This window comes from Xanthomonas sp. MLO165 (assembly GCF_018831305.1).
In the GTDB taxonomy this organism is placed as follows: Bacteria; Pseudomonadota; Gammaproteobacteria; order Xanthomonadales; family Xanthomonadaceae; genus Xanthomonas; species Xanthomonas arboricola.
In genome coordinates this window covers 1,857,329-1,877,641 of the sequence record NZ_CP029263.1, presented here as the reverse complement: position 1 = coordinate 1,877,641, position 20,313 = coordinate 1,857,329, and the positions used below count along the sequence as shown (strand labels likewise).

Below are 20,313 nucleotides of genomic sequence, written 5' to 3'. Positions count from 1 at the left end.
CTTAGCGTGCCTTGATGTCGTAGGGGGTCTGCTTGAAGGTGATCTGGAGCTCTTCCAGCCGCTCCCTGGGCAAATCGCAGGACTCGCCATAGATCACCTTAGGCCCTTCAAAGGCCTGCAAGCCTTTCAACACCCGCTTGGTCAGCACGTTGCCGCCAGTCTTGCTCTCATCGCCCAGGATGCCGTTGAACAGCAGGTAGTAGCCCACCTCATAGTATTCCCCGAGGAATGGTTGCTTGGCTGCGCGAGTGGATCGTGCCGTGCCGGTCTCCGCGAACCATACGTGAGCGGCCAAGTGCTCAAACTTGATGCCCTCACGGATATGCCCCGATTCGTCGAACACAGGAACGCCGAGCTTGAAGAAGCGGAATCCGTCTCCGCCCTCCCATTTCACTGCCTCGGAAATTCCCCCTTTCTCTCCGTCGACCACCTTCTGTAGTCGAAGCTGGCAGTGGCTCCGCGCATGGCTTCCCATCTCGATGCCAATCCACCGCCGACGCATTTTATGAGCGACGGCCGCAGTAGTCCCTGACCCGAGGAAACTATCCAAAACTATGTCGCCAGGGTCCGTAGCTATCTCAATGATGCGCTTAAGCAACCTTTCGGGTTTGGGTGTGGCGAAGGTGTCACCCTTCCCCATCAACTGGTGCTGTTCCTTTGCAGCCTCGTCCGTATGACCTACCTCTTCGGAAGGCCACCAAGTCCAGGGGACTACACCTTCCGACTGGTCCAGAAAACGAATGATGTTGGGTTGAGAGTTGTTGTCTTTGCCAAAGTAGATGCGCCCTTCCGCCTTCATCTTTAGATATTCAGGCTCGATGGTGCTCCAGCAACGTCCTTCAGGCGGCGTGTGAATAGCGCCACCTGGAGCCTCAATTTCATACATCTGATTGGCTCGATAGCCTTGTGCAGTCATCGGGATCGGACGCCAGCGTCGGCCGGTAGCCTTATCTACATTGCGGTAGACCTTGGCTTGCTCTTCGGTAAAAGGAACACGATTCCTTGCTTTTTTGAATGTGTCAGGGTCGTTGGCATAAACCAAGATATAGTCGTGGACATCGCCGATGGCCTCGCGATTTTCACGTGAGTAGCGCTTTTGCCAGATACAAGTTGCGACGAAGTTTTTCCGCCCAAAGATCTCATCCATGATGACCTTGAGGTAGTGCCCCTCATTGTCATCGATCGTGATCCAGATGGACCCAGATTTGCTTAAGAACTCACGAAGAAGCTCCAATCGCGGATACATCATCGACAACCACTTCGCATGCTCAACGTTGTCGTCGTATTGCTCAAAGGCGCTCTTCGTGTTGTATGGCGGGTCGATGAAGATGCACTTTACCTGCCCGGAGTAGTAAGGCAGCAGCGCTTTCAGCGCATCCAGGTTGTCGCCCTCGATCAGCATGTTGGGAGAGTCCACCTCCCCATAGGACAAGCTGGCCACCGGCTCCAGAAGTCGATAGGGCGTCAAGGCGGAACGGGTCAGGTCCTCATCACGGTTGGACCAGTTGAGCAGCGGCATCTAAGACATCCCTTCGAACAAGCGGCAATTATCGGCCAGGCGCGACCTGGAGCCAACGCTAGCGCATGGCCGTAAGCCACACGTGACTGGCCAGACTGACACTTGCAAATCGCAAGAACAGACCAACCTTGGTCTCTACATTGTCATTCGGGGCCCCTGCTCCTGCTGAGCTGTCCGCTGCTGGGTCTGCTCCATCTGCTGCTGTCGCGTCTGGTCCTGCTTAATGACCTCCGCCTGCTGCAAGCTCTGCTGGGCCGGCTCCTGCGAGGCCTCGCGCCCATCCACGTGGGCATGGAACTGCGGCGCTTTGTCCAACCCGTGCGGGGCATAGATCGCAACGACGTTCTGAGCGCCATCGTTCCCCAAGCCTCCTGTGACCCTGTCCACTCGCTTGAGCAACGGGTCGTCCACCTGCTGCTTGTAAAGTGCAGCTGAGACATTCCTGGTCTCTTCTTCGTTCCAGTTGCCCGTGCCCCGCACCCAGGAATGGATCTGCTGGTAAGTGGAGTGGTCTGGGTGCGCGGGGTTGTCCGCCAATAGCGGACCAGCCGCCGCCTTCTCCAGCGCCGGTTCGGCCTCTTGCTCCTTGCTGCGCCCTGGCCCGGTCACCGACACCGCGCCCAGCGTCGGCACATGCGCCATAGCAGGCTGGCCGAGTTCGGCCTTGGCTTGGCGTAGCTCCTCAGCGGTCGTCAACGCGACCTGGTGGGCAACCCCGTCTTGGCCAACTTGGTAATGGGCAATGGGACTGTCGTAGCCGTATTGCCCGTGCTCGTTCGGCTTCAGCTGCTGCATCGTCGGGCCAGCAAGGCCTTCGGTCTGCTTGGTGCGCTGGGTGGCCAGCTCCACCGCTTGAAGATTGTTCTCTTGGGCGTTGAGGTCGACGCCGGCGGCCCGGTAGCGATGCAGGAGCTCGTTGTGCTCCATTTGCGCGGGCGTGGGCGCTGGCCGCGATTGGATGGCCGCCAAGTGCTCCTGAGCACGCTCCAGGGACGGCTGGCGCATCTGGTTGGTGAGCTCCAGTTCCACTGCCAGGTTGCCGGTGGCAACCCCGTCCCTGCTGGTCCACTGCCCAGCCTCATTGCGCTGGTAGGTCTGACCATCGTGGCCTTGCACCCGGCCCTGCTGGGCACGAGCACTTTCCACTGCCGCCGGCACCACCACCCCGTAATCCTGTGACCGCTGAGCGGCATGGTTTTCAAGGTAGGCCTGGGCGATGGCCTCACGACCATTAGCGATGTTGCTCTCGATCCGCGACAGGGCTTCTTGGTTCAAGCGCTGCGCCTGCGCCGGGGTAGCGGCCTGAGGCTCGTAAACACCCTGGTCGCTTGCACCCGTCACGCCGGTCTTGACCTGGCGCTCCCAGGACTCGGTGGCCGGATTGCGCTGCCAATTCTGGTTGTCCAGACCCGTCCGATCGCCAGGCTGGGCCGGGAGGTTGAATGGGTCCTGCGGCGGCGGTGCTTTGCCCAGCGCGAACTCGGCAGCTCTGGCATTCGCCACCGCACCCAGTTCCTGGGACTTGGCGTAGCTGGCCCCCACTGGGGCCTGACTAGGAGTGTCTCGTCCATCGGCCCCGCGCTCGAAAGCGCCTTGGCGCTGCCAATCCCGGCCGTTGAATTGCCAATCCACACCGGCTTTGTCGGTCTGGTGGTAGATGGCGCGGTTGTCCAGCAAATCGGCGCCTTTGTCGAAGGCCTTGCTCATCAGGACCGCGTCGCCAACCACCAAGGCCGCAGGCACAAAGCCTCCGCTGCTGCCCAGCGCCGCTGCCGTGGACGCACCACCAGCCCAGCCGCCCGCGTTGCGGGCAATGGCGTGCTGCACCTCTGACTGTGCCGCCGTGGTGTTTCCCTGCTCCATCAGCGCGGACGCCGTGCGCGCGGTCATGACCGCATCCGTGCCCGTGGTCAAAAGTCCGCCAGCACGGGTCAGGCCCCGAGCAGAGGCCTCGCCCATCAACAGCTGCATGGCGACATCACCGCGCTGCCCGCGCGGCACACGGATGTTTTGTGCAGCTTCCTCACCCAAGGTTTGCTCAACCTTGAGGATGCCCTGCTCTGACAGCACCACACGTCCGTCGTGATGGGCATTGGCGATGGCAACCGAGAGCCCACTTCGTTGCAGCGTTGGATTCCCTCCACGCGCAATGGCCGTGCTGCTGACCTGGATCTGATCGAGCGCGGTGACAATGCGGGACTCAGAGTTCGCCACGCCTCCCCAGCCGTGATCCACTCCGGTGAAGCCTTTCAGGGCATCGATTTGTGTAGCGTGGGCTTCGTGATAGCCCGGGGTGTCACGGAAAAAGTTCTGGACTTTCGCGCTCGCCTGTGAGGGCGAAAGTCCCACTGGCGTGTTGGTGTTCAAGTCGCCATTGATCAAGCCGACCTTGATGGTGTCGCGCAATTGCTCCACACGCTGGGCAACGCGGTCCAATGCCTCAGGGTCGCCACGCAAGGCGGCGCGACCATCCCGCGTCGCCTGGAGATCGTCCAAGCGCTCAATCACGCCATCTTGGTAAGCACCAAGAGGACCGCCGCTGTGCGGCGTAATGTCCAACGCCTGAGCGAACTGCGGATCGGACGGCAAGAACAGGCGATTCTCTGGGGCGTGAATGTCGAACCGGCCCGTCTCTTGAAGCTTCGCCAGCAACTCGCTGTTCTTGAGCGTCTGCTGTTCGATGTTGTGGTGATCTTGAAAAAGCGTCCGATAGTTCGGCATGACTCAGGCTCCTTCCTGTTGGCTTGCGGCTCGCGTCAACGGTTCACTACGTCGTAGAACCAGAGGCCATCCGACTGGCCTTCGGTGCCAATCCCCGCTGCCTCAACAGCGTCCTTGAACACCCGATCGCAAAAAACACCGCCATGGAAAGGAAGCCTGAAAACGTGGGCCTCTCCAAGCACGTCATGCTTGAAAGCCAAACGACTCCCGCCTGCCAAGCTGTAATACTTCCCGTCCTCATAGTCATCGCTGATCTTGATGTCGAGTTCGGACGCGTCCTCGTCCAAGGCATCCAACGTGCGAACGACATCGCAGAGGAAGAACGTCGGCCCCTTGGAGCCATCGGCCAGGCGATAGTCGGCGTCAGCGAAAACGAAGGCATCTGCGTCCACAGACTCCATCACTTGGCGGAGCCGTTCGGAGACCAACCAATAGCCACTGAAGCCGCCCTCCAGGTCCTGCGGCAACTCCCCTTCGCTGGGGTTGTAGACCAAGCGCGGAGTCTCGTGCAGTGGCGGAAACCCACCCTCGTCCGGCTTCAAGATGAGCCGCGGCGGCGACAGCAATGCCTTCTCGTTCTCGAAGACCACGCCGTGGCCTTTTCCGCCTCTGCGGGCATCGGGACGTAACTGGAAGAACTCACCGACCTTGGGTTCGTTGATCGTCTTCGTTTCCATGCGTTCGGTCTCCATATGGGTGTCAACCCATTGCTCTGCCCAAGAGTCTACCGCCCTACCCTTCGCCATGGACAGCTGAGCGCGGCCGTTTCCAGCTGTATGGATAGCCATACAATGCAGCAACCTCAGAAAAGCATAGGACGCATGCGGAAATACGAACTTGTATCGCAGGATGACGAATGGGGTTGTGCGGCTGCCTGCGTGGCATCGATCTTGGACATCCCATACCAGCGGGCAAAGCGCTTGCTAGAAAAAGAGAAGTCGGCCGGGATAAACGATAAGCCAAAAGGCTTCGAGATCGATGAAATCGCCCATGCTCTCTACAAAAAAAATGTAAAGGTTGTTGCCGACTGGAATCCTCCCGCGAAGTTGCCCAGCGGCACCATCGTGTGTATCCATAGCCGGGTCAGATACGCCAGCTATCACTACCTGCTCAAGGTTCCAGGCGGCTATATGGATCCTTGGTTCGACTTGAAGGATGGAGTCATGGAAGCGCAACTGCGCGCGGAACTACCCAAAGGGACCAAGCTTGTTGTGGCCCTTATTCCGACCAAGAAATAGGGCTCTTGAGAAGAGCCGTGAGTTGGTGGATGTGAACGTCGGAGCGGCAGCACGGACTGCCGCTATCGTCTGCTTCTACGAATGGGTTTAAAGGGGCGGGCTATGCCCACCCCCTGCTGGCCAGGCTGACGTGCTGCTGGCCGCCAATAACCAGGTGGTCGAGGACTCGGATGTCCAGGAGGCCCAAGGCTTGCTCCAGGCGCCTAGTGACTTTGCGGTCGGCTTCGCTGGGCTCCGGATTCCCGCTCGGATGGTTGTGGAAGAGGATGACGGCGACGGCGTTGAGGTCCAGGGCACGCTTTGCTACGACTCGCGGGTGGACATCGCACCCGTCGATGGTGCCGCTGAAGAGGTGCTCGGTGGCCAAGATGTGGTGCTTGGTGTCGAGGAAGATGCATCCGAAGACCTCACGCGGCAGGTGGGCGCAGCGGGCGACCAGGTAGCTGCCGGCTTGCTCCGGGCTGTGGATGCGGCCTTGGCGTTGAAGGCGCTGCTCCAGGATATTCGCTGCCGCCAGGAGAATCCCCTCCTCGTCCATCTGAAGTTGATACTGGACCGCTCGGTCTTGGGTGCGCTTCATCGGTTCTTCTCCACCAGCGCGTTGTGCGCCTCGTGGGAACCGGTAGGCGAAGCGTGCGGCCCGACCGCACCCGGGAGTGAGCACCGTTAGGCGCGCAGCGAAGGGCCGCAACAGAGCGTCAGCGTCGAGAAGGAGGCCTGCCCTTGCGGTCGGGACAGCGGAGCCAAGGTCCTTTTGAGAGGCCCAGCGCTGGTGGAGAAAACACCATGCCTGCCAACAAGGCTTACGGGCCAAACGGCGTGCGGATTGACGAGGCAACTGATGTTGTCAGCAGGCGATGGCTGGGTTTTGCAGCCATTGATGGAGCTACTGCGGACCTGTGCTTGCTTGCCTTACGCACGCATCACTGCGCACGAGAAGCGCGCAACCATCGGGATGGCCTTGGCAACACTCATGAACTCAGACTTGGTTTTCGGTGTTTTCCAGTCCGTGCCAGGACAAGATTTCCTCGGCCCGACGGCCGACGAACTGTGCGTCTTCGCTCGTCGCTGCCTTGCTCTCGATGGCGGCGGCCATGACTGTAAAAGCTCGCCAAAAGTGGCGGCGATCAGGACTCGACGCCCGCAATGTCGGCACGGCTGCATCCAGGCGTTCGAGGTGAAGGCGTAGCTCGGCTCTGTCCATGGGCCTGAGTATCGGCAGTGCGGTCGCACCGCCTGAGACACGTCGTCGCCAAGGTGCGCGGAGTCAATTTCTTTCGGATGCCAGCACGACGCTACTCAGGCGTCCTGCGGGAGGCAACCATTCGACCCCACGTCCGGCAAGCTCACATTGAACCTTCAACGAGCACTCCACAACACTATCGAATCCCGGCGCAATTTTTTAAGAACATACGTAAAAAACGAAAATGTTGAGAGGCCCCAATGCGAGTTGACAAACCAGAGTGAGAAGTGATAATTGAGAAACACACTTATGATGCAGACTACACATGTCACAGCACAACGAAGAAACCAAAGCCGAGCTAAAGGCTGAATTGATAACGTTTTTCACCTCTGGCATCCGCCCAGATATCAATGAGCTAGACGATGCATATTTTGACGAAATTTTAGAACAGTCTCTCGTTCGCGATCCTCCATCAATAGAAACGGACCTCGGCAATCACGCGACCGCCCCGAAAGGCCCTAAAAATCGATGACCGAGCCAGACTGGTTTAGGCAAGACCTGGAAGATTTGACCTGCTCGTATAAAACGAAAGAGCGTCGGAAAGCATTCACAAATGCAGTGAAAGAAACAAGAACTTGGATAAAGCAACACCCTAAACTCGGAAATTCCAAATATTCAGAAGAGCTTGGCATCCCGGGATTACGTCACAAAGCCCTATTAGATAAGAGCTTCAACATACTTTTCTTCTATATAATAACCCCATCAAACAAGATTCTTGCATCAAGATTACTTGTTGGCGATGGCGACACGATGCGTAAGCTTTCCATATTGAAATAGCGCCAACATATTTCACTTTATTTGATTTTATCAATCACGCAATGAGCGTTAATATAGCAATATAGTATTTACCCACCATCCACATGAAAGACTTCCCACCACTTTTAAATACTAATTTAGGGTCACGGCATTACGCCTTCGAAGCCCTCTTATAAAAGGTTGAGGCTAGTCATGGGGAAAGGCAAAACGCCCTTGGTGATGTAAGGAATTTTTAAAATCGCCGTCATCCAATCGCCCGCTTCCCCCAAAGTAGCGAATTTGCAAAAAGCTAGCCTTAGGATGCTTACCTCGCAATAATATCCATTATCCATCGATACCCTCATGGAAGTGCCCAATGCATCGCTAAAATCCAATGCTATTGGCTCACTCTATAGCCCTTCATCCATCTATCTCATGTGCACAGGTCGCCGATAAAAGGAAGCGCGTCTATATTCGTGGCAAACAAAGAAGTCCGGCTGGTTTATTCAGAAGCTCGATCAGCGACTCTGCCTCAGCCCACGTGTCCCCGGCATGCGCAATCACCTCAATCGGAATCGTCTTTGTCACAGGGTCTGTCAGGTTGGCTGCATGGATTTCCACAGTGAGAGCACCTTTCCGACACTCCACGCCACCAAACCAAACGACCTCAAACTCAAACGATTCGGGGATCGAACGATGCCTCCACTGCTGGCAGGTCAGTTCAGTGGAGGGACGGGGGCTCCTCGGTCGCTTGCCCGATTCCCAATAAAACTTATCACTCTCTAACGTCGATGGCAGCATGGGAGAGACGAATCTATGGACGTGGGAAGTCAGGGGGTCGAATCCGTGGGAAATTCCAGAAAATGAGACGGTCCGCCCCAGTGCGCTAAGAGCCCTCGCCTTCTTCCAATGGCCCTTCGGTGCTGCAGGAGGGCGTGGAAGCGCCAACCCTAAATTCACCTGATTGATCTCCACCTGCATACCATTCTCAAGATCAGCAGCTCTTGGCTCCTCGTCTTCGTCAGGCAGCTTGACCAATAGCTCGCCGCCGCGGATGGAAAACGTCACCCTTACATCCTTAGCGGGACATGCGCCGTCGTTGATCAGTTCAAGAAAAATTCGTGGCGCTGGCTGGCGCCTCTCAAGCTTAAGGTGAAGCTCTTTGAAATAGGCCTCACAGTTGGAAATCCACTCAGGATATTTTTCCTGCTGATACTTCTGAATCTCGTCATCGGTGGCCGGAACGAACTCCTCCTTCCCGAAATGTGCATGAATTCCATGAAGTCCGGGCCTTGTGCTACGAACTGAACTTTCACGCTGACCAAAATCGGTTTCTTGAGGAAATTTTCTCTTAAGCGCATTAAGTAGCTCTACTATTTGTGCCTCACTCAGGGCCTCAAACCCGTCCACTTCGAATCGCCAGGGTAGCGCTGCTGCCTTAACCACGCAGACAGGCTCACTAGTCCTGAGCCGTTTTAACTCTCCCTCAAGAGCTTTGATTCTCCTTTGATCTTCATCGCTTTCAGCAGACAAAAGCCACTCTTGAGGCACACGATGGAATGGCACTCCAATGCGCCGAGCACTCATCAGAACGCCGTTGTCGTTGGACAAAAGCTTCACTGGCTCATCAGCGCAGGCTTTCACCAAAGCAGAAACCGTCCCGACGATGGCGTCATCGGCCTGTCTGTAATCGAGAGACTCTTCGGTCTCAGGATCAGGACGAAGATCTTCTCTGCAAATCAAGCTAACGTCAGGTAGCGAGCCCTGTTTAGAGATGAGGACAGATGGTGACTCTAGCAGCTCACCGATCAAGCCATTAACGGTTCTCGCACGCTTTGCTAAGCGGCCCTGCCCTCCCTTCTGCCTGTCAACCTCCCGCATCACGGGGGCAATCAGAACTAAGATAATTGAGTCAAACCCGGGAAACACTTCCTTCCAGGGAAGTTCGACGAGCGGTCGGCATTGCACCAGCACATTTGTATCGGGGACAAGATAGATACGTTTGGACACGTTATTACTTTGCCGAGGTGGTTTCGATATTATAGCCGGAGTAACTCTCCCAACTGTCACCACCGAGGCTTCGTCTTTAAGACCGCTTGCTCTTGCCTGCGGACCCGGCTATTCACGTGCTAGCACAGGTGACATATCAAGGTACTACCTCGATAAGGAGGATCGTCTTCTGCTTGCCAAGCTGGCAAAGAAGGACGCCGCGTGGTCCGGCTTTTCAACGATGAGTTCCGAGTGGCTGATGCGACACCTGAGCTAGACAGCGACCTCGGCGATTCGAACCGGGCTAGGAAAATACCTACAGTCCAGTCCGCCTTTCGCCGAGAGTGCCTCAAGCTCTTTCCCTCCATGATGACGTCTTCCCAAGGGCTGGCCCTGGCAGTCGTTTGTCTGACGATGGTGTCAGGCAACCAGAGATGCATAGCATCATTTCGGAGGATCACTGTTGGGCGTTACGGCAACAACTCGGCACGTGGGCGATTGCCTGCTCACAGCCCACGTCACCCCTTCTGACGGAAAGTTCCTACCAGAGCTCCTAATTTCCAGGCCCAGCGGCATCACGCTTCACCGCTACCCAGTCCTCAGTGTTGCCTTCCCTGATCGAAGCGCTGCGTATGACTACGCCAAGCACTGGATGGCTGCGCGTGCTATGTGTCTAGCACAGGCTCAGTAAGCGCGGCCTGACAACCACCTTACCTCAGCCCTCGCCGTCCGCGTCTGTTAGCCCATGCCAAAACAAGATTTCCTCGGCCCGGCGGCCGACGAACTGCACGTCCTCGCTCGTCGCTGCCTTGCTCTCGATGGCGGTGGCCATGACTGTAAAGGCTCTCCAAAAGTGGCGGCGGTCAGGACTCGACGCGCGCAACGCTGGCACCGCTGCGTCTAGTTGATTGAGGTGGATGCGCAACTCGGCTCGGTCCATGACCTCAAGTATCGGCAGCGCTGTCGCATCGGTTGAGACACATGGCTGCGCCCCTCTGAAGGCGAAAGCTGAAGTAGGTGATAGCTTTGCACACCGCCTTGCCCTGGCTAAATCCGGATGGAGCTATGCCGCTGGCATGTGTGGACTCGCTCTCCACCACGAAGGCTATTTGTGCCGGCACGACGCTGCTCAAGCGTCGCGCGGGGTGAGCGACCATCGGTCCCGCGTCCGGCAGAATCAGATTGCGCCTCTGGCATTCCTGAAACCATCGGTCTCGCGCCCTACGGGATGTCAGGAAGTTCTGAGCCAGCCGTCATCCAATAGCGCCAAGCTCCCCGAGGCATCTCCGGCGCGACCAAGTCACGGCCGCACAGAAGTTACGGGACATCAACCATTACGCGGGGACGGGGTCCTGATCTTCAGCCCAAACGTTTCGCCACTAGATCCATCCACCCAGACTGAGATGCGGAAGCTTGGGCGCTCAACGGGCCGCAGCCCGCGATGACCTGGAGCGCGTCCACGCCGGCCTGATCCTGGGGAAAGAACGGCCCGTCCACGCCCCTTACGAAGTGGTCGCCTTGAATGGCCCCGCATACTTCACAGTGGTTGGCCCAATAGGTCGCGTTCGCGGTCTCCGAGCGCCCCGGCTTGAGCCATGGTGCAACCGCTTGGATGTGCGCCGCTGTGCCTGGGTCCAGCGCCTCGATGTAGCCCAGTATGGCCGTGCCACCTATCTCGGGCTCGTCGTCTGGCTTTTGAACACCTTCGTTGTCGATGAAGGACGGCACCCACACCGTGGTGACAGGAATGGCCTTTGCGCACTTCCAGCACTGAGTGGTCGCTTGCAGGAGGGCGTAACTTGGAGCGCTAAAGGTCAGCGGGGTCATGGGGTCGTATCGGTGTATGCACCGCGATTCCAGGAACGATAGCGCCAAGGCACCACGTCCTCCAAAAACGTGATGCGGGGGCTGGGAAGGTTGCCAAATCCTGCGATGCTGGCGCGCAACCGCTCGGCCTGAGCCTCGGGGACAAAAAGCCAAGGCCTCACCGTCCAGTCCAGCGGGACACCGCTGTCTCGCTCAAGGGCGCCCCTGATGCCGGCCCAGTGCTCGTTCCATCCCTTCAGGCGAGCAATCAACGAAGGGGACCGGGCTGCGTAGCTGATTTCGCACAAATAAGCCGCCCCCTCCTTGAAGCTCACGGCCACCGCATCGCAATACCAATGCGGGCCGCTGGTGTCCGGGTTGGCGCCCTCGTTGAGCTGGATGCAGCACTGGCTGTTGACGAAAAGCGCGCGGTCCGCTCGAAGGTAATCAAGCACCACACCCTCGAAATGGTCCATGTTAGTTAACTCCCGTTTTAGCTGCTTTATCTACCAAGATAATACTAACATCTGAGCAGGTCACTTAGGAACGGTACACCTTAAAAACTAACATAAAGACTGCTTTAGTTAGCTTATTTGCATTAAACAGTACAATAATGCCAGGGCAAATCACTCAAAAATATTTCGCCAGTCAGACTTAAATCATTGAATTACATGGATCTATCGAGTTGAAAGCGAACATAATAATTTTGGCTCAAGTCCATGCGACACCGTTGCGGTAGAGTTTGCTTCAGGAAAAGAAAAAAACAGCCCGTTTTGATTGACGAATTTCCGGGCTGTTTTATCACTACTTCCATTGAAACAATGGAAGCAAGCAATGTCCTCTATCGTCCAGCAACAGCTCCGCGATTACATCACCTCCCCGTTTGGGCTCCTACAAATCAAGGATGTCCATGTCGGCAACGTCCGGGCCTCCGAAATCAACATTACGGGTCGCGAAGCCGCCATCCACGCCCTGGAGCTCTTTGACCGCGCGGATGAGCGCTCCCGTAGAGTGCGCCTCAGTAAGAATCGGACGCTCTACCCCGAGCCCCTACCCCTCTGCTCTCCTGCTCGACTGCTGTCGGTCGAGATCTCGGACTACCTCGGCCATCGCGAGCGGTGCTGCCTGGCAAAGGAAACCGTCGACGACACGGCTCGCACGCTGAAGCTCCTACGGATTGCCTGTGGTGACGTTCCTGTCTCGCGCATCGACCACGCTCACATCTACAAGCTTTGGGACCTGATGCGTTGGGCACCCCCGCTCTTGCTGTCCGACCTTAAGTATCGGGACTACACGTTCGAGCAGGCGGTTGCCCGTGGCAAAGAACTTGGCGTGACGCCGCCCGCTCCCGCCACGCTGGAGAAGCACCGGCGGTTCCTGGTGACCTTCTTCAGCAATCTAGTAAAAGCCAAGGCGATTCCCATATCGCCAATGGATGCGTTCCCGAAAATCAAGAAAGACCTGGTCGTGGACACGAACAAGCCCCAGCGCTTGTTCGACGAGGAAGAGCTTCAGCGCATCTTTTCACCCAAGACGTTCCCGGCCTGGGCCAAGAAGTATCCGCATCGGTGGTGGCTGCCCATGATCTCGCTCTACACGGGCGCACGCATCAACGAGCTCGCTCAATTGAAGGTCGCGGACATCGTTGAGGAGGCCAAGGTCTGGTGTATCCGCATCCAAAAAACGGTCGACGCCGATCTCAGGCATAAGGATCGAGACAGGAGCCGTCAAAGCCTAAAAGGCAAAGCAGCAGTTCGCACGCTGCCCATCCCGAAACCATTGCTGGATGCTGGTTTCCTGGATTTCATTGAGGACATCAAGGCTACTGGCCATCCCAGACTCTTTCCGCATCTGTCTGCGGGCGTGAACCGGGAAACGGGTGAGACCAATGCGCGCTACAGCCAAGGCGCGGTGAACCAGTTCAGCAGCTACATGAAGACCTTGGGCTTCGGAAAGGGGATCGGCGCTCACACCTTCCGCCACACGCTTGCCACCGAGCTTCACCACAAGAACGTGTCCGACCAAGACATCGCCCTCATTACCGGCCATTCGCTGCGGAAGAACGTGCCCGTCTTGCATGACGCGTATTTCCACAAGAAGCCCAAGCTTGCTCGGGCCACGCAGATCAGAATTCTGGCGAAATACAAGCCGCCGGTCGAGTTGCCCAAGTATGAGCGTGGCCAGTTTTCGGAGTGTTTGGCGGACCCGAGCAAGTTTTACCCCTGACCGTGCCCTGCCCTGATGTCCGGTTTTGCAACCTTGTTGCGGTGCTGTCGCCACCGCTATGTCGCCTGCTTCGACCCCCGTTGCTGGGCAACTGAAGACGGAGGCCAAACGACTGACGCAGCCGGCTCAAACCTCAACGCCCTTCTCCACCCTTCCTTCTCCACCCTTTCGGAATTCAATCATGAGCATCACCAGCACGCCTACTGCCGAACATCTGTCCTCTCTCCTCAATCAACGCCTACCTGGCAAAGTAACCTTTCGAACACCTCGCAGCACCGCAAGCACAGCATTTGTTATGAATGCCGAATCTCACCGCCAACGCCCGCAGCGTCTTGCTGAGAGCGACCTAGCGAAGATTTTCGCATCTCCGGCCTACGATAAATGGGCAGCCAACGAACCGCTACTTTTTTGGGCACCCTTGCTCGGACTCTACATGGGTGTCCGGGCATCGGAGGCGGCTGCGCTGTCTATCGACGACATCATCGAACCCGCCGGGCTGATGTGCATCGTGCTCAAGAATCGAGCTGCGCCGGAATCGGAAAGCGCCACTGCCTCCAAATACCGAACTCGACAGAGGCATAGCACAGGGTCAATTCCGGTGCCGAAAGTGTTGCTTGATGCCGGGTTTCCGGACTACGTCGCAGCCATCAAAAGCAAGGACAGGCGGGAACTCTTTCCCACCAGCCAGAGGGAGCGAACAGCCGACACAGCCGCATGGCTTAGGAGCAAGTTCGCTCGATACTTGCGCTCTCATGGCATCAAAAAAAGCGGATTCTCAGCGCTACGCCAGACCTTCGGAGAACGCTTGATGGATGCTGACATCAGCTGGGCTGATAAAAGGGAGTTGGCCCGAGCGTCAGAGCGCCACTTCCCGGCTTTTACGTGGTTCTTTTACCCAAGTTGTCGGATGAGTAGCCTAAAAAAATCGCTGAATAAGATCTCCTGTGATGGGCTGACCTTGCCACGCTTTATGGGCGACCAGGTGCTTGTGCGCACGCATGGGGCTGCCCGTTACGGGTGACTCTTCCAGCCTCAGAAAAAGCGAAGCAGATCGCAAAAGAGCGGAACCCTAGCTTGTGCTACCCAATTCGTTTTGCACTAATGGTCAACATAGGATTTCTCCCTGCGACCAAAAGGAGTTTGATACATGTCGAAAATCACCCTGATCAACCAGACCAACGAGACCGTTCGCAAGTTCTATCCGTAATTGGACTCAGCGGTCGATACTGGAAAGCCATGGACTACAAAGCTCCATAGAGTGCTCACCCGTTGTTACCGATCAACCGTCCTCGTGCACATGGTTGGTTAGTAGCCCATCGATACTCTGGCTGCCTCATCACCGAGGCAGACGGAGAACCTCAAAGCTGCCCTTGATCGAACGCATCTGGAGGCCTGTTCCATTGAGCATTGCCTGCAAGGCGGCGGTTGGAGTCATTGTGCCCACCACTGGCTGGGAACGCTTACCGCGCGCGAGATCGGTGCCAGAAATCGGACAGTGGGTGGTTAAGCGCAGCTGGTCGAGGGCGTGGTCGAGCTGATCCCCTGGAATGGCAATTGCGACCGGTTCATTTTGACAATCGTAGCGGAAGCTTTGAGCCTGGTCCTTGCTGTCGGATGCCACCAACGCATCATTTCCGTAACTGCGCGCGGCGCCGTGACGATCGAGTTCGACGTCAATTGCACTCAAGGTGCGATTGTAGGAGGCCAATTCTCCTGCACTCACGAAACCCTGTTGGCGAGAAAGGCGGTCCATGCTTGCCTGGGTCTGCTCCACCTGGCGCTGAAGCGTGGTCGCACGAACGCTCGTGATTGCGCCGCCACGCAGAGCCTCCTCGATCCGCTCTCCCGTGGCCCCGATGCGGGTGCGTAGGTCTGCGGTTGCACGATCGTTCGATTCTCGCTGAGGTTGAGTTCCATACTGCTGCGCTGCGACAGCAGCGGTAGACGTGGTTACAACTGCAAGCCCGAATGCGACGGAAAATAGGGTTCGCGAGAAAGGCGTAGGCATTTTGCGCTCCTTATGCGCGTAGATGATCCAAAGCGTATGACACGCATACGCAAAAGAATCTGAATAGATGCTGCGCGACTGTTATGGAAGATGGTCAGGATGGAAATCGCCGTCGCGCCGGAGACACAAAAGTGATTATTTCGTTTTATGGTCACAGTGAAATAGGCACTCAACCACCTACTCAATCGCTATGTCAGAATCTGTGAAGCCAACCTGGGCGAGAACGACACTTGCACAGGAGAGCCGCGTATACGAGGTCCGTTTCATGAGCGCTGGTCCAAGCTTGCCTAGGACCTGAATCATCTGACTGCCCCCTATCAACCAACTGCGAGCGCTGCATGAGAGGAGTGCATCGGCCTAGTCGGCCGCCCGACCGAGCATTCCTGAAGCTACTGGTCGGTCGAGCCTTTGGACGTCGCGTTCTCCTTCCGGTTGGAAGGCTCCTTATCCCGGCTCTCGGACTCGTGAGCGTGTCCACCGCTTGGGTCTTGGATTTGGATCACCGTCCCCTCTCGCCAGGCGTCTGCGCCCGGGTCTATGTTCGGCGCAGCAATATCGGCGCGGCGCTTTCGCTTGTCCTCGCTGCTGACGCCAAGCCGCGTGTCGCGGGCCGCCACCATCGCCGGGTCCGCTTGGCCATCCGCCGTGAAGCCCATCATCAACTGCGGCATACCTCGCGGAAGGTCTTTGTCCAGGTCGGTGTGCCAGGTGTGCCACGTTTTCCCATACGTGCGGATGAGTTTCTCCATGAGCTCATGCTCAGCCACCTCCGGGATCCCTGGTGCGATCAGCTGCCCCGATTTCACTTCTTGGACGTGGCTATGCCAGAGCGCCTTCTCCTGCTCAGGGAGGCCCGCGAATAGCTTCTCACTGATGATGTATTCCACGCCCATCAGCTTGGCGTCTTTCACATTGCCATCGTAGATGGTGCACTGAATGACATCCTCATTGAGGATTGAGCAGTAATGATGAGCCTCCATCTGGAGCTTCATCTGACCATTGTAGAAATGAAAGCCGTCCAGGTAGGCGTTGACGGCATCGATCGGCGGCCGATCCTGCATCACTGCCGCACCCGTTTCCAAGGCCTTCGTCTTGGCCGTTTCCTCCGCCCCAGGAGCTTGGACACTGGACTCGGTATTTCCGCCCCCGCACGCGGTTAAGAGGAGGGCTGCGGCAGCGGACAGGATGGATCGACGCATCGGTTTCTCTCCCAAATCAGTATCAAGGCAGGCGGCCAGATCAAGCGTCTTGCGCCCACCGGGCCAGGTTTTGCTGGATCGTGTTGATATCCGCCCAAGGATCTTTCTTGCGTCTAGTCAACTTCGCCGGCACGTCTTTCATAGCGAAAGCATCCGCACGGGTCAGCTTGGCAAGCTCGCTCCAGGAAATGGGCATGGCCACTGGCGCGCCGGGGCGGCCGCGCAGGGAATACGACGCAACCGCTGTTGCCCCGCGGCCGTTGCGCAGGTAGTCCACAAAAATGCGTTTATTGCGGAGACTCTTGGTCGAGGTGGCCAAAAAGCGGGTCGGCTCCGATTGTGCCAACGCGTCGGCAAACCCCTTGGCGAAACGCTTGGTCAGGTCCCAATCGCACCCCGGGTTCAACGGCACGACCACGTGCAGCCCCTTGCCGCCTGACACCCGCAAGAACGACTCCAGTTCCAACTGTTCAAGCAGCTTGCGGATGTCCACGGCTGCCTTTTTGACTTCGGAAAAGGGCACGTCGGGGCCGGGGTCCAAGTCAAAGACAACGCGGTCGGCGCGATCAGGCGCTTCCGCGTGGCTGCCCCACGGGTGGAACTCCAGCGCGTTGAACTGAACCAGCTCAAGCAGGCTGGCTGCATCCCTGACCACAAGGTAATGGGCATTGATACCGCTGTCCTCCTTCAGCCGAACCGAGTCCACGAGCTCCAGGCCTGCGGTGTGGTGCTTCTGGAAGAAACAAGGTTTGGCGGTCCCACTGGGGCACCGGATGATCGACAAGGGGCGGCCGATAACCTCGGGCAACACGTGGTCGATCACGGCCGTGTAGTAATCCCACACGTCCTGCTTAGTGGCCTTGATGTCAGGAAAGATCACCTTGGTCGGACTGGACAGCCGAGGCGGTGTGCGGCCTTGGGTTCCTGTCGGGGCCGTGCTGTGCTCTGAAGCGGTGCGGTGCTTTGAAGCGTTGCCGTGCTTTGAGGCGCTCTCGAGCTGCTTGCCAGGGGTTTTGAGCTGGGGGGCATCGGCGGGCTGTTCGACTGTGGCAGCCCTATCCGAGTCGGCCAAATCGGCCACGTCCTTGTCTCGCCTGACCGCCTTCAGCGAGGCTTGGCGCAGCAGTTGCTGCCCGCCGATGCCGCGATAAAAGACCTCCACCACGAACCTCGGCTCAAACCACGTGGCCGAGCGAAGGTCGGTGTCCTCCGTGGGAACGTAAGCGGTAGGCGTCTTGCTGCCAGCTCGGCCGACCAGTTGGGCAATTTCTTTGATCAGCACATCGGAGAAGCCTGAACCCACCCGGCCCACGTAAAGCCAGCCGTGCTTGGGGTCAGGCTTGGCGAGAAGCAACGACCCAAAGCCCGTGCGGCTGCCTTTCGGGGCCGTGTAACCCACGACGGCAAACTCGTCGCTGGCCAGCTGCTTGGTCTTCTTCCAGTCCTCGCCCCGGCCCCCTTTATAGGCCCGGTCTGCACGCTTTGAGATGATGCCTTCAAAGTGGCGCTCGCCTGCCAGCCGGTAGGCCGATTCCCCATCGCCCTTGATGTGGGAGCTGAAGGCCAAGTGCCCTTGGCTGCCCTCCAGCAGCTCCTGCAGGAGTTCCTTGCGCTCCAGCAGGGGCGCATCGGCAACATCTATTCCATCGATGTGGAGCAGATCGAACAAGGCATAGGCCAAGGTGCCTTGCCGTTCTCCGGACAGGGTGGCCTGGAGAAGGTTGAAATCCTCTTTCGTGCCATTGCCGGCGATGAGTTCCCCGTCGAGTGCTCCTGACTTCAGCCCGAGGGCTGCAACGGCATCCCTGATCTCAGGAATCTTCTCGGTCCATTCCAGGGCATTGCGTGACCAAAGGCGCACCACGCCATTCGCAATGGTGGCCAGGATGCGGTAACCATCCCACTTGATCTCATGCACCCATTGGTCGCCCTGGGGTGGAGCGTCGCCGAGCTTGGCCAGCTGCGGTTCGAGGGGGCCCTCTGGCGGCTTGGCTTTTTTGGCCTTGGTCAGCGCGGCGGCCTTCTTCGCCCAGTCCTTGCGACGGCCCTTACTTAACAGGGCCACGGCAGTGAGCTTTTTCTTGTCTGCCTTGCCAGCCCCTGCACGCTTCAGATCTTCAGGAGGCGGCGAGGTGACGTCGCCCAACAGGTCATCCGCCTCCACATCGCTGGCGAAGGCATCGTCTTCCTTGAAAAGAAGCCATTGCGGCTGCTTGGCCGGCTTGCCCGACCGGACCAGATGCCAACCGCCTTTGAGCTTGGTGCCAAAGAGCTCGAAACGCAGGTGTCCCTTGGCGAGTTGGGCCTCCGGGTCGCCTGAGGTGGCCCATACCCCGTGGTCAAACTGGGCGACGTGGCCGCCCCCGTATTGCCCCTTCGGAATCTCGCCTTCGAAGCCGGCGTAGTCCACGGGATGGTCTTCGACCTCCACCGCCATGCGCTTGACCTTGGGGTCGTAGCTGGGCCCTTTGGGAACGGCCCAGCTCTTGAGCGCATCGCCGACCTGGAGCCGGAAGTCGTAATGACGGCGGCTGGCATGGTGGAGTTGAACCACGAAAATCGCGCGCCGCCCCGATGGCAAGGCCTTCCCTGGCTCGGGCTCCTTGGTCTTGTCAAAACTCCGCTTGCGGCGGTATTCGGTGAGGGACATGCCCTACTCCCGGTTACTTGCCCAGGTGTTTACGCACGGCCGCCGCGGTTGGGCCGACGGCTTTGACCGCTGCCCGAAGCTCATCCGCGCTGACGCCCAAGGCCTTGGTCCAATATTGCAGCTCGTAGTCTTCATTGACGTTGATCCGATCGCGGTCCGGACTACCCGTGTTCTTCTTGTCATCACTCATGGTGATCTCCTCGATCTATGGCTATTTGCCATCGTGCTGGTGTTGCTTCTTACGGTGCTCGCTCTCTAGAAGTTCGGCACCCACGCCTATCGCAAAACCTAAGATGTAATGCAAATCAGCGCCCGTGGGGCCGTCGCAGCACATCCGACAAGGCGCCGATGAAGAGCCAATCGTTACTTCTTCGCCTCAACGCCCGGAGTTGCATCGCGCACCAGGAATTCTTCGGTGAGTTCTGGCAGGTGCGTCGCGAGCCAGTCGGCCATTGCTTCCTCCTGAACCAAGATCTCCTCGCACACGCGTGCCGTTTCCGGGTCACCGGCGGTCTTGGCCGCCGCGATAAGCGCGGTATAAGACGCTATTTCGAGGTGTTCAAAGACATAGCCGGCCATCGCGCCTTTCACGATTTCGTCTGAAGCGGTCATCCCACCCACCGCTTGGCCTAGAGCCGCCATCTTGCCCATCACGTCTTTAATCGTGGAGGGAGAACCGCCCAAACGCTTGATACACCCATCGAGCAACTCTCGCTGGCCGATCGTTTCTTGGATGTGCTCTTCAATCCGCGCCTTCAAGACCGGGTAGTGCTCAATGCGAGACGCCTGGCCCCTCAACATGGTTTCGGCCTGCTGTTCCATCGCATGGGCATCGCGGAGCCAATCAAGCAGGTTTTCTTTGGGTTCGGCCATGAGAATGTCCTCGTTAGATTAGGGGAAACCGCACCCTATCCGGCCAAACATTGAGGAAAAGCGATGTTGAAGTGACGACGGAGCGAATCCGATCAACAGCGCGTCA

At 57.9% G+C, this 20,313-nt stretch carries 19 protein-coding genes; 5 read left to right on the top strand and 14 right to left on the bottom strand.

The features are described 5' to 3' along the window. Position 1 precedes the first annotated feature (1 nt). From DGN21_RS08160 to DGN21_RS08150, 3 genes are all read right to left on the bottom strand, one after another. Entirely contained in the window at positions 2 to 1,519 is a 1,518-nt protein-coding gene (locus DGN21_RS08160) for a site-specific DNA-methyltransferase (protein ID WP_215825193.1), read from the bottom strand. Positions 1,520 to 1,654: 135 nt separating this feature from the next. After that, entirely contained in the window at positions 1,655 to 4,240 is a 2,586-nt protein-coding gene (locus DGN21_RS08155; RefSeq protein ID WP_215825192.1) for an XVIPCD domain-containing protein, read from the bottom strand. A gap of 35 nt (positions 4,241 to 4,275) precedes the next feature. Then, positions 4,276 to 4,932 carry a DUF1629 domain-containing protein gene (locus DGN21_RS08150; RefSeq protein ID WP_055828839.1) on the bottom strand — a complete coding sequence of 219 codons (657 nt, stop codon included), beginning with the start codon at positions 4,930 to 4,932 and terminating at the stop codon, positions 4,276 to 4,278. Between the two features lie 129 nt (positions 4,933 to 5,061). Between DGN21_RS08150 and DGN21_RS08145 the strand changes: the two genes are divergently transcribed. Next, the gene (locus tag DGN21_RS08145; RefSeq protein WP_232095574.1) at positions 5,062 to 5,478 is read left to right on the top strand and encodes a hypothetical protein; all 417 of its coding nucleotides are present in this window, start codon (positions 5,062 to 5,064) and stop codon (positions 5,476 to 5,478) included. A 100-nt stretch (positions 5,479 to 5,578) separates the two neighbouring features. Here the strand turns inward: DGN21_RS08145 and radC are convergent, their stop codons facing one another. Both radC and DGN21_RS08135 read right to left on the bottom strand, forming a co-directional pair. After that, positions 5,579 to 6,058 (bottom strand): DNA repair protein RadC, encoded by a 480-nt coding sequence (radC, locus tag DGN21_RS08140; protein WP_054592838.1) that lies wholly within the window; start codon positions 6,056 to 6,058, stop codon positions 5,579 to 5,581. A 399-nt stretch (positions 6,059 to 6,457) separates the two neighbouring features. After that, complete coding sequence (locus tag DGN21_RS08135; protein ID WP_047128362.1) at positions 6,458 to 6,682, bottom strand: hypothetical protein; 225 nt, start codon at positions 6,680 to 6,682, stop codon at positions 6,458 to 6,460. A gap of 304 nt (positions 6,683 to 6,986) precedes the next feature. Between DGN21_RS08135 and DGN21_RS08130 the strand changes: the two genes are divergently transcribed. Both DGN21_RS08130 and DGN21_RS08125 read left to right on the top strand, forming a co-directional pair. Then, positions 6,987 to 7,193 carry a hypothetical protein gene (locus DGN21_RS08130; protein WP_215825191.1) on the top strand — a complete coding sequence of 69 codons (207 nt, stop codon included), beginning with the start codon at positions 6,987 to 6,989 and terminating at the stop codon, positions 7,191 to 7,193. Beyond that, positions 7,190 to 7,498 (top strand): hypothetical protein, encoded by a 309-nt coding sequence (locus DGN21_RS08125; protein ID WP_215825190.1) that lies wholly within the window; start codon positions 7,190 to 7,192, stop codon positions 7,496 to 7,498. Before DGN21_RS08130 ends, DGN21_RS08125 begins: the two co-directional genes overlap by 4 nt. Positions 7,499 to 7,924: 426 nt before the next feature. On the opposite strand, the gene DGN21_RS08120 is transcribed toward DGN21_RS08125, so the two are convergent. The 4 genes from DGN21_RS08120 to DGN21_RS08105 form a co-directional block, all read right to left on the bottom strand. Next, on the bottom strand, positions 7,925 to 9,466 hold the full coding sequence (locus DGN21_RS08120; RefSeq protein ID WP_215825189.1) for a PIN domain-containing protein: 1,542 nt from the start codon (positions 9,464 to 9,466) through the stop codon (positions 7,925 to 7,927). Between the two features lie 694 nt (positions 9,467 to 10,160). Next, positions 10,161 to 10,385, bottom strand: coding sequence for a hypothetical protein (locus DGN21_RS08115; protein ID WP_215825188.1), 225 nt, complete (start codon positions 10,383 to 10,385; stop codon positions 10,161 to 10,163). Positions 10,386 to 10,804: 419 nt separating this feature from the next. Further along, positions 10,805 to 11,272 (bottom strand): hypothetical protein, encoded by a 468-nt coding sequence (locus tag DGN21_RS08110; RefSeq protein ID WP_215825187.1) that lies wholly within the window; start codon positions 11,270 to 11,272, stop codon positions 10,805 to 10,807. Further along, on the bottom strand, positions 11,269 to 11,727 hold the full coding sequence (locus DGN21_RS08105; RefSeq protein ID WP_215825186.1) for a hypothetical protein: 459 nt from the start codon (positions 11,725 to 11,727) through the stop codon (positions 11,269 to 11,271). Before DGN21_RS08105 ends, DGN21_RS08110 begins: the two co-directional genes overlap by 4 nt. Before the next feature lie 358 nt (positions 11,728 to 12,085). On the opposite strand from DGN21_RS08105, the gene DGN21_RS08100 reads away from it, so the two are divergent. After that, a complete protein-coding gene (locus tag DGN21_RS08100; RefSeq protein WP_181901168.1) occupies positions 12,086 to 13,477 on the top strand; it encodes a site-specific integrase in 1,392 nt (463 codons plus the stop codon). 181 nt (positions 13,478 to 13,658) lie between these two features. Then, positions 13,659 to 14,498 carry a site-specific integrase gene (locus tag DGN21_RS08095; RefSeq protein WP_252374699.1) on the top strand — a complete coding sequence of 280 codons (840 nt, stop codon included), beginning with the start codon at positions 13,659 to 13,661 and terminating at the stop codon, positions 14,496 to 14,498. 315 nt (positions 14,499 to 14,813) lie between these two features. On the opposite strand, the gene DGN21_RS08090 is transcribed toward DGN21_RS08095, so the two are convergent. From DGN21_RS08090 to DGN21_RS08070, 5 genes are all read right to left on the bottom strand, one after another. Next, on the bottom strand, positions 14,814 to 15,485 hold the full coding sequence (locus tag DGN21_RS08090) for an STN domain-containing protein (protein ID WP_215825184.1): 672 nt from the start codon (positions 15,483 to 15,485) through the stop codon (positions 14,814 to 14,816). A 389-nt stretch (positions 15,486 to 15,874) separates the two neighbouring features. After that, positions 15,875 to 16,684, bottom strand: a complete 810-nt coding sequence (locus tag DGN21_RS08085; RefSeq protein ID WP_078589709.1) for an OBAP family protein — start codon at positions 16,682 to 16,684, stop codon at positions 15,875 to 15,877. 40 nt (positions 16,685 to 16,724) lie between these two features. After that, entirely contained in the window at positions 16,725 to 19,334 is a 2,610-nt protein-coding gene (gene ligD / locus DGN21_RS08080) for a DNA ligase D (RefSeq protein ID WP_184576703.1), read from the bottom strand. Positions 19,335 to 19,347: 13 nt separating this feature from the next. Further along, positions 19,348 to 19,524: a DUF3606 domain-containing protein gene (locus DGN21_RS08075; protein WP_008266817.1), complete on the bottom strand. Its 177-nt coding sequence runs from the start codon at positions 19,522 to 19,524 to the stop codon at positions 19,348 to 19,350. 173 nt (positions 19,525 to 19,697) lie between these two features. After that, positions 19,698 to 20,207, bottom strand: a complete 510-nt coding sequence (locus DGN21_RS08070) for a ferritin-like domain-containing protein (RefSeq protein ID WP_082340521.1) — start codon at positions 20,205 to 20,207, stop codon at positions 19,698 to 19,700. Positions 20,208 to 20,313: the final 106 nt, after the last annotated feature.